Origin of the sequence: Acinetobacter wuhouensis, from assembly GCF_001696605.3 — a bacterium.
Taxonomy (GTDB): domain Bacteria; phylum Pseudomonadota; class Gammaproteobacteria; order Pseudomonadales; family Moraxellaceae; genus Acinetobacter; species Acinetobacter wuhouensis.
In genome coordinates this window covers 1761544-1777326 of the sequence record NZ_CP031716.1, presented here as the reverse complement: position 1 = coordinate 1777326, position 15783 = coordinate 1761544, and the positions used below count along the sequence as shown (strand labels likewise).

18 protein-coding genes are annotated in these 15783 nt (G+C 36.0%); 10 read left to right on the top strand and 8 right to left on the bottom strand.

What is annotated here, in order from left to right:
- Together cydX and BEN71_RS09025 are read left to right on the top strand one after the other, a co-directional pair.
- Positions 1 to 102: a cytochrome bd-I oxidase subunit CydX gene (cydX, locus tag BEN71_RS09030; RefSeq protein WP_002120988.1), complete on the top strand. Its 102-nt coding sequence runs from the start codon at positions 1 to 3 to the stop codon at positions 100 to 102.
- Between the two features lie 3 nt (positions 103 to 105).
- Entirely contained in the window at positions 106 to 402 is a 297-nt protein-coding gene (locus tag BEN71_RS09025) for a cyd operon YbgE family protein (RefSeq protein ID WP_068974584.1), read from the top strand.
- A 44-nt stretch (positions 403 to 446) separates the two neighbouring features.
- Here the strand turns inward: BEN71_RS09025 and BEN71_RS09020 are convergent, their stop codons facing one another.
- Together BEN71_RS09020 and BEN71_RS09015 are read right to left on the bottom strand one after the other, a co-directional pair.
- On the bottom strand, positions 447 to 836 hold the full coding sequence (locus tag BEN71_RS09020; RefSeq protein ID WP_068974583.1) for a hypothetical protein: 390 nt from the start codon (positions 834 to 836) through the stop codon (positions 447 to 449).
- Positions 837 to 984: 148 nt separating this feature from the next.
- The gene (locus tag BEN71_RS09015) at positions 985 to 1521 is read right to left on the bottom strand and encodes a GNAT family N-acetyltransferase (protein ID WP_068974582.1); all 537 of its coding nucleotides are present in this window, start codon (positions 1519 to 1521) and stop codon (positions 985 to 987) included.
- A gap of 307 nt (positions 1522 to 1828) precedes the next feature.
- On the opposite strand from BEN71_RS09015, the gene BEN71_RS09010 reads away from it, so the two are divergent.
- On the top strand, positions 1829 to 2515 hold the full coding sequence (locus BEN71_RS09010; RefSeq protein ID WP_068974581.1) for a hydrolase: 687 nt from the start codon (positions 1829 to 1831) through the stop codon (positions 2513 to 2515).
- Positions 2516 to 2631: 116 nt separating this feature from the next.
- On the opposite strand, the gene BEN71_RS09005 is transcribed toward BEN71_RS09010, so the two are convergent.
- Complete coding sequence (locus BEN71_RS09005) at positions 2632 to 3306, bottom strand: YccT family protein (protein ID WP_068974580.1); 675 nt, start codon at positions 3304 to 3306, stop codon at positions 2632 to 2634.
- 271 nt (positions 3307 to 3577) lie between these two features.
- Here BEN71_RS09005 and BEN71_RS09000 point away from each other — a divergent pair, with 271 nt between their 5' ends.
- The 4 genes from BEN71_RS09000 to thiM all read left to right on the top strand — a co-directional run bounded on the left by BEN71_RS09000 (position 3578) and on the right by thiM (position 7324).
- Positions 3578 to 4771, top strand: coding sequence for a hypothetical protein (locus BEN71_RS09000; protein ID WP_068974579.1), 1194 nt, complete (start codon positions 3578 to 3580; stop codon positions 4769 to 4771).
- 128 nt (positions 4772 to 4899) lie between these two features.
- The gene (locus tag BEN71_RS08995) at positions 4900 to 5163 is read left to right on the top strand and encodes a hypothetical protein (protein WP_068974578.1); all 264 of its coding nucleotides are present in this window, start codon (positions 4900 to 4902) and stop codon (positions 5161 to 5163) included.
- 130 nt (positions 5164 to 5293) lie between these two features.
- Complete coding sequence (locus tag BEN71_RS08990; protein WP_068974577.1) at positions 5294 to 6448, top strand: hypothetical protein; 1155 nt, start codon at positions 5294 to 5296, stop codon at positions 6446 to 6448.
- Positions 6449 to 6457: 9 nt separating this feature from the next.
- Positions 6458 to 7324 carry a hydroxyethylthiazole kinase gene (gene thiM, locus BEN71_RS08985; RefSeq protein WP_068974576.1) on the top strand — a complete coding sequence of 289 codons (867 nt, stop codon included), beginning with the start codon at positions 6458 to 6460 and terminating at the stop codon, positions 7322 to 7324.
- Positions 7325 to 7327: 3 nt separating this feature from the next.
- Here the strand turns inward: thiM and BEN71_RS08980 are convergent, their stop codons facing one another.
- From BEN71_RS08980 to aceI, 5 genes are all read right to left on the bottom strand, one after another.
- Positions 7328 to 7900, bottom strand: a complete 573-nt coding sequence (locus tag BEN71_RS08980; protein ID WP_068974575.1) for a hypothetical protein — start codon at positions 7898 to 7900, stop codon at positions 7328 to 7330.
- Between the two features lie 24 nt (positions 7901 to 7924).
- Positions 7925 to 8293 (bottom strand): 5-carboxymethyl-2-hydroxymuconate Delta-isomerase, encoded by a 369-nt coding sequence (locus BEN71_RS08975; RefSeq protein ID WP_068974574.1) that lies wholly within the window; start codon positions 8291 to 8293, stop codon positions 7925 to 7927.
- A 39-nt stretch (positions 8294 to 8332) separates the two neighbouring features.
- A complete protein-coding gene (locus BEN71_RS08970) occupies positions 8333 to 10048 on the bottom strand; it encodes an AAA family ATPase (protein WP_068974573.1) in 1716 nt (571 codons plus the stop codon).
- A gap of 130 nt (positions 10049 to 10178) precedes the next feature.
- Positions 10179 to 12248: a hypothetical protein gene (locus tag BEN71_RS08965; RefSeq protein WP_068974572.1), complete on the bottom strand. Its 2070-nt coding sequence runs from the start codon at positions 12246 to 12248 to the stop codon at positions 10179 to 10181.
- 210 nt (positions 12249 to 12458) lie between these two features.
- Positions 12459 to 12884 (bottom strand): chlorhexidine efflux PACE transporter AceI, encoded by a 426-nt coding sequence (gene aceI, locus BEN71_RS08960; protein WP_068974571.1) that lies wholly within the window; start codon positions 12882 to 12884, stop codon positions 12459 to 12461.
- Positions 12885 to 13021: 137 nt separating this feature from the next.
- Between aceI and aceR the strand changes: the two genes are divergently transcribed.
- The 3 genes from aceR (at position 13022) to leuE (ending at position 15775) form a co-directional block, all read left to right on the top strand.
- Positions 13022 to 13912, top strand: a complete 891-nt coding sequence (gene aceR / locus BEN71_RS08955) for an HTH-type transcriptional regulator AceR (RefSeq protein ID WP_068974658.1) — start codon at positions 13022 to 13024, stop codon at positions 13910 to 13912.
- Between the two features lie 89 nt (positions 13913 to 14001).
- Complete coding sequence (gene tal / locus BEN71_RS08950) at positions 14002 to 14991, top strand: transaldolase (RefSeq protein WP_068974570.1); 990 nt, start codon at positions 14002 to 14004, stop codon at positions 14989 to 14991.
- Positions 14992 to 15124: 133 nt separating this feature from the next.
- Positions 15125 to 15775 (top strand): leucine efflux protein LeuE, encoded by a 651-nt coding sequence (gene leuE, locus BEN71_RS08945; protein ID WP_068974569.1) that lies wholly within the window; start codon positions 15125 to 15127, stop codon positions 15773 to 15775.
- Positions 15776 to 15783 lie beyond the last annotated feature (8 nt).

Here is a 15783-nt window from a genome sequence, read left to right as displayed (position 1 = left end):
ATGTGGTATTTCGCTTGGATTCTTGGGATTTTGATGGCATGTTTTGCAGGTGTTTTAAGTGCACTTTACATCGAACATCATCAAGATTTGGATGAGGAATAAAAAATGACAGAAATCGCAATGACAACAGAAGAAAAGAAGCCTTATAAATTTGCAATGGCCATTTCGTTTTTGATGGCATTGCCACTTGCAGGTGTATTATTGCTTCACCCTGGTGCTATGCTCGATGCCAATGGTCACTATAATCATAGTGCCCTAATGATGGTTATGATCGGCATTTCAGGTGGTTTTATACACGGTGTAGGATTTCTGCCAAAGTTTTGGGTTTGGAAATGGTTGTTTAGCCCTTATGTGGCATGGCCACTCATGTTGTGGGGCTACTACACATGGTTCTTGACCTGATTTAAAGCTTGTAAAAAACCCTGAAATTTCAGGGTTTTTTATGATTAACTTACCGATAAATCAATTCTATCCACAATCCAACTGATATTTTTTCCATCTAAATAACTATAGTCACTTAGTAGAATTTCATCAAATATTTTAAAATCACCGACGGTTACCACTCCATTTTCTAATAACCCGATCATTTCATAAGAGAATGACTGATCAATTCTTCTAAATTGTGGTTGTAAGTTAGATTCAGCAATTTGATATTCATTAAAAATTTGAAATTCCAACTCTACCTCATAGACTTCAAGTGGTTTAAAAATATAGTTATATTCACTACAAAAAATATTTAAAATCAAACCATTTACTTCAACAAAAAGTGATTCTTCAACATTTTTTTCGTTATAAAGAAATTTGACCCGATATTCCATAGCTTTAAAACTCAACATTTACTTTCTTCTATGATTAAGTAAATAGAAATCATAAATTCGTGAATTGACATAACTTAGTTTGTTTTCTTAGTCGAAAATTAATTTAGATTATATCCTTTTTATTTCAATGATTTAAAAAGTTAACATTAGTGTATTTATTCATAAATCAGAATATATGATTTAAATCCTTCCTCATCTCCACCAAATGCAAATCCACTATAGGTTTCCCTACACCTGCATCCATCGGATATTCATCAATGACACCTGATTGTACATAACCACGGCGCTCATAATACGCAATCAGTTCATGCCGTACACTCAACACCCACATGACAAAATCATTTAAATTTGGCAATTTTAAATCAACAACATATTTTTCAGCAAAATCTAGTACTTGCTTCCCTATTCCCTGATTTTGATATTCAGGTGCAATACAAAAAGTCCCCACTTCAACATTATCCTGATTAAAAGTCAGTCCAATACATGCCACCAACTTCCCATCTAACTCAGCTACAAATAACTTAAAATTTTTCTGAAATAAAGACTGTTCCAATTGCTGATAATTAATTCGATCACCAGAAACAATATCTGCTTCACTCGTCCAACTATTGCCATCTTTGTGTCGATATGCTGAATTAACCAATTCGACGAGTTTCGGAATATCAAATATTTGCGCGATTCTAAATTCAAGTTTTTGATTCATCAGATTTTCGTTTTGAAATTTCAACCATGAATAACATAAATTTATCCGCAAATAAAATCATCAGGACACATTCATACCACACGATTTTATAAAAATTTAGGTTTTCAAGGATAGGAGGAAAATATTTAGCTTGCTTATTCCACACTTCACTATGTATATGAATATTTGGTGAATATGCAATTTATTTCACATAAAATATCAATAGTGTTTCAAAATTAATAAAATATCGTTCTATAAATAATGCTGTTTGTCATTTATTTTTTCAATATCTTAGTAAACAGAACGAACTAACTTAAGGATGTAAAACATGAACAAGTCTATTTTAGAAGTATTAACACCTGAAAACTCACAGATCATTTTCATTGATCATCAACCACAAATGGCGTTTGGTGTGCAGTCGATTGACCGTCAAACATTGAAAAATAATACTGTGGGTTTAGCGAAAGCAGCAAAAGTTTTTAATATTCCAACCACAATTACGACGGTAGAAACAGACAGCTTCTCAGGACATACCTATCCTGAACTTTTAGATGTTTTTCCAGATCTACCACTCTTAGAGCGTACTTCAATGAACTCTTGGGACGACCAAAAAGTCCGTGATTCATTGGCGAAGAATAACCGTAAAAAAATTATTGTTTCAGGTCTTTGGACTGAAGTGTGTAACCTAACTTTTGCTTTAAGTGCACTACATGATACAGATTATGAAATCTACATGGTTGCAGATGCGTCAGGTGGTACAACCAAAGAAGCACATGATTATGCGATGCAACGTATGATTCAAGCAGGCGTTATTCCTGTAACTTGGCAGCAAGTTTTGCTTGAATGGCAACGTGACTGGGCAAAACGTGATACTTATGATCAAGTGATGGATATTGTCCGCGAACATTCTGGTGCATACGGTATGGGCGTAGACTATGCATATACCATGATTCATAAAGCACCTGAACGTACAACATCAAAACACGAAGTGATCGCACCTGTTGCAGCAAAATAAATAGTTTAGCAAAAGTGAATATATAGATGAAAAAAACCGCAATACGATGAATCGTATTGCGGTTTTTATCTAGCAAGTGCCTTAAATACCGCCTTGCTTAGTTTAGTATTAATAAATTACTGCTCAGCGAGCCAAGACATAAATTTTTGACGTTCAGCTTTAGAGGCTTTCTGCCAAATTTGAATCAATTGCTGATCTGCTGAATTTGAACTTGTAACAACATTATTTGTTTTAACAACAGAACTCACAACTGGCGCTGAAACAGCAACAGCATAAGGTGTCGCATAGACTGCCGCAGGCTGATTTGTTGGCGCTTTTTTACTTGAAGTTAAGTCAATCACTTTGCCAAATACACCTGAACCTAACCAAGGCTTTGCTTCTGTATTTGCACCCGTTTGCTGTACCACCAAACGATTATTATTGTCGTAAATTGCAATCGTTGGTTGTTCAGCATATTTCTTGGCATCTTCAAAGCGTTTTGGAACATTGACTAGAGCGAGTTTATACGCCTGTCCATCTTTCAAATCTGGCGCTGTAATTGTGACGACGCCTGATTTGATAATATCGTGTTCACCACTCAAATGTTCAAAATACTGCTGATAGCGAACACTTACTGCGACTTGTCCTGCATCTACTTTATATTCATTTTTCTTACGTAAAAGACCCGAATTTACTTCCTGATCATTGACCGCTAAAACCACAATTTCTTCTGGCGCAGATATCGTCGCTGCTGCAAAAACTGAACCACTTAACATTAAACCCAAAGCAGCAATTCCGTATTTCAATGCCATGTTGTTTTACTCTTATTTCAAAAATATTAAAAATTTATTGCACTATGCAATGTAGTGATGACAGTTTTATGACAATGCGTTGAGATTTTATTTGAATCAGAAAAATGAGGGAATTTACTCAACCATTTTACATTTATTTGCAAAATCACTGTGTCATTCGTCATCTTGTTATTTTTACCCATTACAAAGCATTTTTTGATTGATTATAAATAGCTCGCAGCATTTGTTTGCGCTTTCAAATAAACGAAAATAATATAAGGTCATCATCGCAATGAAAACAAAACATAGCTCAACTCTCAAGTCACTATTAGTCGCATGTACGCTTGGTATGTCATCTATATCAGCAATCAGCATTTCAATACCATCGTACGCAGCTAGCAGTAATGTCACACAAGTCAATGCAGCACAATTAGCAAAGATTACCCTCAACTTAAAGACTAATTTGGCACAACGTAATCTGAATAGTGCTGAAAAGAACCTTTATCAACAATTATATAATATTGCCAATAATCAAACTGCACTTTATGACCCTACGATTCGTTCTGTTCCACAACAGTATGAAAATATCCGTACCAAGATCCATCAGCAGTTTGCTACAGTCAGACAATTAGCAATCAATACCTACGGTCAACAATCACCGCAAAAAGTTTTACTCGCAACCAATGCCTTTATTTTGATGTACTACGATGCCCTCAGTCGTAACAATCCGAAATTCTTTTGGGCAAATCTTGGGGTTTTTGTGGCGAATGATGTTCGCTCAAACTATGCACTGACCTATTCATTATCCAATGCACTTGATCCGCTCAATGTGACAGATGGTAAAAATATCGTGATTGCTGGTATGAGTATTCCAACCTTACAAGCAACGATCAGCCAAGCAAATAATGAGTTAATTCAAGGACAATCAAGCGTCATGGCAGATATTGGTGGATTAAGTGTTATGCATCAACACTATGATTCAACACGTCTTGCACAAGAACTCAGTGCATATGGGGCAAACCTAAGCCAAGCCTTTCAACTCCAAAAAATTGCCGATGATGAAGCCTTACGTTCAGGTGTCAATTCCACTAAGTTTAAAAAATTAGCCACTGATGCTGCGATTAGTTTTGGTATTCATGAACAAGAAAAAATCTTACAACCGATGTGGGATAAACCTTTGATGCGTGATTTTTCCAAAATTAATGATTTTATGCTTACGCTGAGTTTAGAAAATTTAGGTTTACGTGGCGATATCTTCATTGGCGTGAATAAATTTAAACTCATCTTCACACCTTATCTGATTATACGTGCGCCAGTCAGTGCAACCAATCTTGCAAATTTACAAGACCGTATCGCGATTGCACGTAATGGATTTATCGTATTGAATGAATGGAAACAAAACATAGTCTACGCGCCATGGATTCCAATCTACCAATCTCAAATTGGTAAAGGTGATGGCTTATATCAGCCCGTAGGTGCGAGATAATTTAAATCAATCTAGATTGCTCAACATTACATTGGTTTCAAACTGACTACATTTTGCGCACAGTTCTTGCTTGTTTAAATGTGTGTATAACGCACAATAAAAAGACTCAACCACAAATGAGGTGCAACATGATTTTTAAAGAACATATTGTTCGTAGTGAAAATATCAAGACGATGCAAATGCTCCATGATGCAAAATTAGATCACCAAGTCATTGCCATGTTTATGACCTGTGAAGGTATTCCACTCGAAGCTAAAGAAGTGAGTGCTATTTTGAAGCAGTTTGATGTACTCGGACAGCACAAAGCATCCCGTAAAAAAGCCAAAGCATTACTCCAAGCCAAAATGAACCATTTTGAAGATGATGAGTTGCCTTGCCCTGCAAGCTATTAATTTTAAATCGAATACTTACCGAATCAATAACGAGCGATCAAAATGGTCGCTCGTTTTATTTAAATCACTAAATCGTCCAGTCCCCATGAAGATGTGTATAATCAAAATATCCTCATTTTTGTAATCGACTATGCTCCAAATTCTGCAAAAACAGCTTGATGAAAGTACCTTCTGTCCATTGTGTCAGGCGAGCATGTATTTTGTCGAAGCTGAAGAATTTGAAAAAGAAGTAAGTTTTCATCAATGCAGTCACTGTCAGCATCAAGTTTTTGTCAATCAACAACGCAATTGCCACTGTGAAACTTGTCAAAATAAACGCCGTAAACTGATCAAAGAAACGCGTCTACAAGAAACGCGTAAACTGGCAAAAAAAGATGATTTTGAATTGGGTTTAGACCAACTCAGTTTTCTACATAAATTATTTTTATTGAGTATTTTGGACAATCAAGTTCATGAAAATACCAACCATAAAGAATTTATAGATTGGGAAATCATTAAGTATCATCCAATTACCCCGAATTATTATTTTCAAAGCCAATTACTCAATCAATTGATCAAAGACAATGTTTTGGTGGCGAAAGAATTTAGTGACAATGCACATCAGTATTACATCAATGTACGTTTAGATGGTTATTCTGAGCCCAGTCTATTTAGCATTACCACACAGCTTCGTCATTGGTTCTATGAAAATTTAACTCAAGGTGTACCATTTAAAACCTCAGAAGAAGTTAAAAATACTTTGTATGTGGTGCTGTATCAGGAAATTGTACAATTTGCACAGTATTACTGCCGAACTTGGGGCATTCAAATTTCTGGCAATAAAAATTTCCAAACCTTTTGTTATCGTTTGATGGATTCACTTGCAGTTGGGCAAATCTTCTATCTGATCCAAACAGCACTTGAATATCTGTATCAGAAAAAAGCTTTGCAAGTTCGTAATGAAAACTTTATCAATACCAATATTTTAAAGAAAACCGTTCAGCAATATCGTGAACGTGCTATTGCTGAAAAATGGGAAACCTCTACGCTCCCTCGTCCGCCCAATATTCCATTCAGTAAAATGAGTGAAATATTGTTCTATCGCTTTTTAGGTTACGATGAAAGTATCTTCTTCCAACCTGTTTGGAAGTCTTGGAAAAAGATTGAAGCGCGTTTGAATTTTTATTCTCAAAAGCGTTGTATGTATTGTGGTTCAAGTGAATTAACCGTTGAATATGATGCGCAGAATTATGTAACCTTGTTGTGTCGTAGTTGTAAACATCAAGATCACTATTTTACTCAGTAAGGTACTGTTATGAATCATCCTGAAACGCTTTCGCTCAATGATGCAGATCAGCTCAATAATCAAACTGATGTAATTTTACAAAAAGTGGTTGATGCTTGGACGGAGCTTCAAACTCAACAGCCTTTGGTGCATTGTATTACCAACAGTGTGGCTGCCAATTATGCCGCCAATGTTTTACTTGCAGCGGGTGCTTCACCTGCAATGATTGATAATCCGTTTGAAGCGGAAAGTTTTGCTTCAATTGCAGCAGCTTTAAGTATTAATTTAGGTACGCCAACGTCTGAACAAATGCAAGCCATGCAAATTTCTGCACAGACTGTTTCTGCTAAAAATACACCTTGGGTACTTGATCCTGTAGGTTATGGCGCATTTTTAAAATGGCGTAGTGAAATGGTCGATCAGTTGATTTTACTCAATCCAACTGTGATTCGTGGCAATGCATCTGAAATCAGTACACTTGCAGGCAATCAAGTTGAATCTAAAGGTGTAGATAGCACTGTTTCAAGTAATGAAGTTTATTTGCAGGCTTTGCCATTACTCGCGCATAGTGAATGTGTGGCTATTTCAGGTGAATCAGATTTTATTTTATCGAAAGAACTCAATGCTGTGATTCAGGTCAATGGCGGTAGTTTTCTGCAACCGAAAGTCACAGCAACAGGCTGTGCGCTCGGTGCTTTAATCGCAGCTTATTGTGCTGTTGCGAATCCAACGATTGCAACGATTTCAGCACATATTCACTTTGCGATTGCAGGTAAATTGGCTTTTGAAAAAGCGCAAACTCTCGGTAGTTTTAATGTGGCTTTTTTAGATGAAATTTATACATTGAGTGCGGATAAAATTTGGGAATATGGTGATATTGAGGTTTTAGGGCTTTAATTCTTATTGATTGGGCTTTTGAGTATCTATAGGATCAAAAGCCATTGTCCCTAAAAGATCACCATGAGAGTATGAAATATTGGTAATTCTCGGACAGCTATCTGAATCCTTACTCAATTGATCAAAACTAAATATAATCCTTTGCCCCTCTTGCCCGCCGATCCATACAAAATATTCAAAAGGATTTTTCGTCTCTTCTGTCTGGTAGCCTAGATCCTCTGGATCTTGAGAATCGTATAGAATATTAAAATCTATATCACAAATACCTCCTTTCTCTGCACATTTTTGTTCAGCAATAAATTTGTTCGCAAGTTTATTATCAAAATATTGCTTTAACTCGCTTTCAGTTGCAGACAGTGGATTCAAATTTGATTGATATAACTTTTCCAATAAATCTTTCGGTTCTAGGCATGATTTTTCTGTTTGAATCTCGGACTTTTGATGATTTTTAGAATTTAAATCAGCTTGCTGCGAACGATCACAGGCAGTGAGCAGGATTGTTAGATTTAGAATCAGTAATGCTGTAATTTTTCTTGTCATTTTATTTTTTATATCAATCAAAAGTTGCCCAATCATACAAAATTAGGCAACCGCGTTAAATCATTTTTTCACAAATACTTTCTTATAAATCTCTCTTGGCATTTCAGCAAACTCAACACAAAGTTGAACCTCTAAACCATTCGCAGAATAAGCATTAAAAGACTGTAAACATTGCGATAAACTTTCAGTCATCACATTTTTTTGTTCTTCAGTACGACCACTCAGACCTTGTAAACGTACAAAAATAAATGCATGTTCGTTATTTCCAAAACCAATTAAATAATCTGAAACTTCTTGAATACGCGTTTTGATATCATGCGGTTCAGCGACTAAACCTGTGTCAAACAACGCATGATTTAGACCCAACATTAATTCTTTCTTGCTTAAATCCTGAATATTGTCAGAATAATCAATAAACATTTGTGGCATACAATCACCGAATTCCTTTTTAAACTTAGCTTGAAGACATTATTCAATAAATAACAATGCTAAACGAACTTGATCATAACCCATTTTCGGACTGGTCAAATCAACGATTGGACGTAACTTAATCGCTCCATCATCATTAAAATGACTTGGATCTTGCCGTTTCATTAGCTTTTTATAAATGACACGGACTTTTTCAACGACTTCTTCACCTGGATTAGCGACTGAAATATCCAAACCTTGCTCACGATGTAACCGTGCCAAATGATTGATAATCGTTGCAGGGGTTAAACCACGCTCCACTGCAATATCTTGAATTTCATAACCACTTTCAAACAACTCACGGGTTTCATCCAAAGTTGCCGATGCATAATTAGTTTTACCACCACTGCGTGCAAGTTTCTTCTCATTGCGCTCAATTTCTGTGGGATTCAACGTGCCACCACAGTGACGAATAAAAGCATTGTGTTGTCTTGTTAAATCAGCATCGAGGTAATGTTCAACCGCTTCATCTGACAATTCCTGAAAGCGACGATCCGCTTTGATCGCTAAACTATCTAACTCCAAAGCTTGATCATTAAAACCAAGTAGACGTAAACCATTGATTGACTTTAAGCGTGATAAAGCCACATAACCCTGTCCTTTTTCAAAGGTATGGCTCAGGTTAATTTCAGCAGCTTCAAGTGTCATGCCTTGAGATTTGTGAATGGTGATCGCCCAAGCCAAACGCAATGGAACTTGCTGCAAACTGGCGATGGTTTTACCACCTTCATTATCCACTGACCACGTTTCAGGTGCGACTAAAAGTGTTGTACCATCCGTCATTTTAACTTTAGGCAACATGCCTAATTCATCATCTTCTTCAAAACCAATGACTTCACCCAAACTTCCATTGATATAGCCCATATCAAAGTTGTTCTTCACAAACATCACTTTGGCATGTTTCTTCAACGTTAACTCTTCAGGTGCACGAACAGATGATTTCAATGTTTCAATCAACTTTTCATTACCATCGGTCACCGCAACGAATTGATGATCTGTACCTTCAATCGCATTGAGATGTTGAAAATTGATACTGTCTACATCCATATTGTGGGTATATAAACGTGTGAATGTCTCACCAATATCTTGATTTCGCGTATTTTGTAAAGCTTGAATATGTTGTTGCTGAATGCTTTGCGAACGAATAGCATTAAGAATATCGTTCAGCGCAGAATCATCTTGGCGGTGTTGTTCACTTAAATAGCAGACACGAAATTTAGCTTCGACCCAAGCATCTGACATAAAACAAAATTTATCACGATTCTTTTCACCATTACGTCCTACAGGTGGTAACTGAAAGAAGTCACCCGCAGCGATGACTTGGATGCCACCAAATGCGTCATCAGACTCTTTAAAATATTTTAAAACTTGATTGACCAAATTCAGTTGTTTGGCGTGCAACATGGATATTTCATCAATAATCAGCACTTGGGCATTTTCCAAATGCTCTTTTAAATATTTACGCTCTTTCATCCGTTTTAGATCATCATCGGAAAGCGTATCTTTAATCCCAATCCCTGCCCATGTATGAATGGTCATGCCATTCATGTGTGTTGCAGCAATCCCTGTTGAAGCGGTAATCGCCACAGGAACTTTACGTGCTTTTAAATAATTGATGTATTGATTTAGCGTATATGTTTTACCTGCACCTGCCGAGCCAGTCAAAAAGACATTTTCACCCGCTTTCATGAGTTTGAGTGCAGTTTCTTGTTTCATAACAGCCTTGAATTACCGATTGGGAATGTGACGGCTATAGCCTAACGATTTTTGGCAGAAAAGTTAAGCCAAATGAACAAAGCTGATTGAATTAAGTCATCATGAAATTACAATCTTTGGGAAAATAAAATTATAAATTCCCCAATTCCTCATTGGGCTGAATGCTACTTTTCCACTTCAAATGTTGATTCACATCTTGGATAAACGCCATTGCCTTAACATGAAATTGCTGTTCTGGGATTTGATTACTCGGCAAACGCAATTGATCAAACTCCAAGCGACCTAATTTATAAAAACAACCTAAAGTCATTTCCTGTGTAGGATCATCAATATGGGTCATGTGAAAAGCCACATACTCACGTTCTGCAATACGTTGGCTATAAGACATTGCCAAACAATGTTTAAACACCACAGATTCTTGAATAATGCGCTTTAAACTATTGAGTTCTTCATAACACCAATCTTCAAAATAAATCTTTTGCATCGGTGCAACACGATCCCATGAATCAATAGGTATCTTTTCTCTTAACTTAGACATCGTATCTACAAAATGATTATGTTCATGCCACTTTTTGGCTTGCTGATATAAACTGTGCCAAGTGACATTGCGATGTATTGGATCATGATAATTAAATAAATGAATGACATAGTCCAAAACATAACTATCGAAAATACTATGATTCGATCGTTGATCATGACTGATATGTTTGAATGATTTTCTGAAGTCTTCAACCTTGATATTGTGCTTTTGCAGATCAATAAAAAATTGTGGATATTGCTGTAAATGCAGATCCATATATTTAACTAAATCCTGTGGTAAAGCATGTTCAATATTTTGCAGAAAATGCATATATGCCTGTATCACACGATTAATTTTAATAAATAATTTTTTATACTGCTGAGGTTGCTCACCCAACATCAAACCTGAAAAATCTAACCATTCTTCTATATATAAAAAAGAATGTGAAATCATTTTCCGATTCGAATTAGGGCTTAGATTATTGTTTAAAAATGAATAGCGCGTATTTTTAACATCATTTTGCCATTCATTTGTAATTGCATATTCATAACATTCAATTAAAAACAATCGTGCAGCGACGTTTTTAAAATATTTAAGCACGGCGAGTAAAACAACCGGATTAATTTTTGAAGTATCAATAAAGCTCAGAGCAGTGACAGTAATTCTAACATTAACATCGTCTAGCTGCTTTGCCACCCAATCATTGACCATTGCATCTTGCTTAAATAACCAATTCACACTACGTTTGAGTGTAAAAATGGGTAGACGAATAGCATCATCCAATTCCCAATAGTCATCCTGATTATTTAAAAAACGTTGTTTATGCAGTAAACCCTGATATTGCCAAAAACCACGTTTCATACGCCCCGCGTATGCAATTAAATGTGGTTGCTCTTGAGCATGCGTTGACAATAGTTTGATACTTTCAAAATCACGAATAACATCCTGTAGCTGTACAGAGTTTGGATAGAGCAATTGAAAAATTCTAAATAAATGTAGTGGAATACATTGCTCAAAACAAAATAAGAATTGATAGAACTTCTGTACCAATTCATTTACAGGTAGAAACTCTTGTCCCAGTACAGAGTTAATCAAGACCAAATGTTTGATATTAATTTCAGCACTTAACGGAATCGCCTTGCCATATTTAGCAAAATCTGACACATAAGGATGATCAAAATATTCATATTTTATCAAGAGTTGATCAATTTTATTGGCTTCATCTTCTTGAATATTATAAAGATACTGCTCTACTCTATTCTCACCATCAACCCATTCAAACACATGTTCAATCAAAGTTTGACGAATAATTTGGGTTTTGGTTTTTAAATCTGTGGGATGTATTTCTTGGTATTTATGCAGATAAAAATGAACATCTTCAATGACATATTTAATCAAACGATCAACATTCAGTGGCTTTTCAGCAGTTGTATGTAAATGCTGTATGTGTGATTTAAAAACTACGCCAGAGTCTTCATTAATATGAATTTTTAGGAAATCATTTGCCACACTAAAAGTATGATTTTGTGCATCAAATTGAAAAAAATTATCAACAGTTACACTGACCAAGTAATCTAGCTGATCAAGGTAAATTTTTTGTAAAGTTTCAGAAACTTGAAGCAATTCTTGGGCGGCAAACTGGTGTCTATTTGGCAGTTGATTTTGCACTGTTTGCACCATACTTCCCTCAAACAAATGACATCGTTAATGAATATTCCATTTTAAGCGCTGCATCGTTTAATACAAATGAATTTAGCGATAGTTTTGCAAAACTTTGTTTAAAGTTGTTTTTACTTGTAAATGTATAAATTTAATCAGAAAATAAAAAAAGCCAATACATCAGTATTGGCTTAATTATTCTAAATCATTTCTAAAAGGCTTATATCAGAATTAGGTATGTAAAGGCTTAATTCCCATACGATCTTCAACCAAATCATAACACCATTGGAAAATAAAGGTATAAACGAGAATACAACTGGTCATTCCCAAGTCTAATAAAATCGCTTGTAAAATCGTCATATCCATCGCATACGCTACCATTGGGATGGTTGCTAACATCAAACCACCTTCAAAACCAATGGCATGCAAGATACGTACACGGATCGTACGTTGTAATTTTTTATGTTGTTCATATTTTTCAAAAAAATGATTGAAAACCATATTCCAAACCACTGAAGTTACTGCCATAGCAATACCTAAAGTACCTGTAACTTCCATTGGAACTTCAAAAATAAAACTTAATGCAATCGCTATGATCACCAATAGGATGATCTCATAGCTCAACGCATGAACAATCCTTCTTTTGGAAATCACCATTTTTAAAACACTCTTCATTGATTCGACAAATGCATCATACTTTTATAAAATTGATCAATCGAGTTAGATTCTTTCAATTTTTTTGAAAGATTGTTTTAAATGTGCTTCTTCAAATACAGATTTGAGCGATGAAAATCATGAACATTAACCAAGAACAACTCACTATATTTAAAACCGTGATAGAAACAGGTTCATTTTCTGCGGCTGCACGACAACTCGGTAAAGTTCCTTCCGCAGTCAGCATGTCCATCGCCAATTTAGAAATTGATTTAAACTTAAAACTCTTTAATCGTGTAGGACGTGAACCTGTCCCTACACCACAAGCACAGCGCTTATATGAAAAAACAGAACAACTTTTAATTGAAATGAATCAATGGAAGCAACAAGCCATTGCGCTCAGTGAAGGCTTGGAGTCAAATTTGAATATTGTGGTAGTTTCAGAGCTATTACACACCGATTGGACAGAATACATCGCAATCCTTGCCGAACATTTTCCAAGCTTACAAATCAATATCTTCTCAGCGCCACAAGAAGATGCTTTGAAAATGTTAATGAATCAAACTGCGCAATTGGCACTCATGTTTGAACGTGAAATTCTCGAAAGCCGTGAACAATTTGTTGAGTTTAAAAAAGAAGTCCTTGTACCTGTTGCTGCAATCAAGCATCCCTTATCTGTTCATTCACAAGTGACATTTGAACAAATTTTACAAGCACGTCAAATTGTCGTTGCCAGCCGTGACCGAACCATTAAGCCCGAACTGCTCTATTCTAAAAATTATTGGCGGACTGATAACCACCACTCTGCTTGTTCACTCATTCAGAAAGAACTTGGCTGGGGCGTACTTCCCTTACAGATGTTCAATGAAAACCCTCAACTTAAACATAATTTGAAAATTTTGGACTTGCTCGATTTCACACCAAAATTTGAGTATTACGTCGATTTAGTCTGGAGTCGCGAAAGTAATTTAGGTTCAGCTGCTCGTTTTTTGATTAATCACATCAGAAATCAACGAATTCATACAAAATAATGTGTGTTTCAGCACATTTTACTCTTTTGCTGAAATGGCATTGTGTTATAAATAAAATCACAAATATTTTAACTAAGAAATAACCGGCAATGACACAATCTGCATTAGATCAATTAAAACGCTTAACCACTATTGTTGCTGATACAGGTGATTTAACCGCAATTCAACAATTCCGTCCTTTGGATGCAACAACAAATCCATCTTTAATTACTGCTGCAGCACAACAGCCTGAAAGCCGTACTTTAATTGAAGATGCTTATAGCCAAGCTAAACAAGAAGGTTATCAAACCGATGCGCTTGTAGAACGTACTATTGACATTCTTACTGTTAAGTTAGGCGTAGAAATATTAAATTTGATTGAAGGTCGTGTTTCAACCGAAGTCGATGCGGCACTGTCTTACAATACCGAAGAAACCATTGCTAAAGCCAAAGAGCTTTTAGCCTTATATAAAAATTATGGTATCAATCAAGATCGTATCTTAATTAAAATCGCCTCTACTTGGGAAGGGATTCAAGCTGCAAAAGCACTTGAAGCTGAAGGCATTCATTGTAATTTGACCTTGCTATTCGGTCTGCACCAAGCCAATGCGTGTGCGGATGCAAAAGTCACTTTAATTTCACCATTTGTAGGTCGTATTTTAGATTGGTATAAAAAAGCTGAGAATGTAGACAGCTATCCAATCGACAAAGATCCTGGTGTACTTTCGGTAAAACAAATTTATCATTACTACAAGCAACATGACATCAAAACTGAAGTGATGGGTGCAAGCTTCCGTAGCGTAGATCAAGTCCTCGGTTTAGCGGGTTGTGACTTATTAACAGTTGCACCAAATTTGCTTGAAAAATTAGGTGAAGATCAACGTGTTGTTGAATCTCAATTAAGTGCTAATCATGCGCATGCACACCAAGAACATCCACATCAAGAAATCTCTGAAGCTGAATTTAAACAGCAATTAGAAGCCGATTTAATGGCATTCCAATTACTACAAAGTGGTATTGATGGATTTATTAAAGCACGTGAACAACTTGCGTTATTATTGCGTCAGTCATTTGGTTTAGAAGCAGATTTTGTTGATTAAGCAATTCAGCAGATTGCTCAAAATTTTGAACAATCATTAAAAAATGCACCAAAATTGCTCACAAAAATGAAGCCGAGTTTGTTATTATAATAGCTCGGCTTTTTGTTTCGCTTTCTTAAACAGTGAGAATCTCGTGTTTGGTATTACTGACATAGTGACATATATCTTAGGGACTATTTTTATTGTCATTTTACCAGGTCCGAACTCGCTTTATGTGATGTCTATCGCCTCACGTTTTGGCATCAAAACAGGCTATATCGGTGCTTTAGGCGTTTTTACAGGCGATCTAATTCTCATCCTGTGTACCGTTTTAGGTGCGGCATCACTGCTACATGCTTTTCCGTGGTTATTTGTGGTTCTTAAAATTGTTGGTGCAAGTTACTTATCGTATTTAGGCATACGTTTACTGATTGCGAGTTTCAAAACATGGTTTAGCAAACCACAAAACATTCAAGCCAATAGTGATACATCTGCTACAGAGCAATTCCATCCATTTCGTACGGCTCTGACCATTAGCTTGCTCAATCCCAAAGCAATCTTATTTTACCTTTCATTCTTCGTTCAATTTGTAGATCCAGACTACCCTTACCCTGCCTTAAGCTTCGCAGCACTTTCAGTAATCTTGCAAATTATTAGTATGAGCTATTTGACTATATTAATTTTTTCAGGGGTTAAACTCGCTTCATTCTTTAATGCACGTTACCGAGTAGCGGCCAGCTGTGTTGCCGCAGTTGGACTTTTATTTTGTGGCTTTGGTTTAAAACTCGCCTTATCTACGATGTAACAACATCT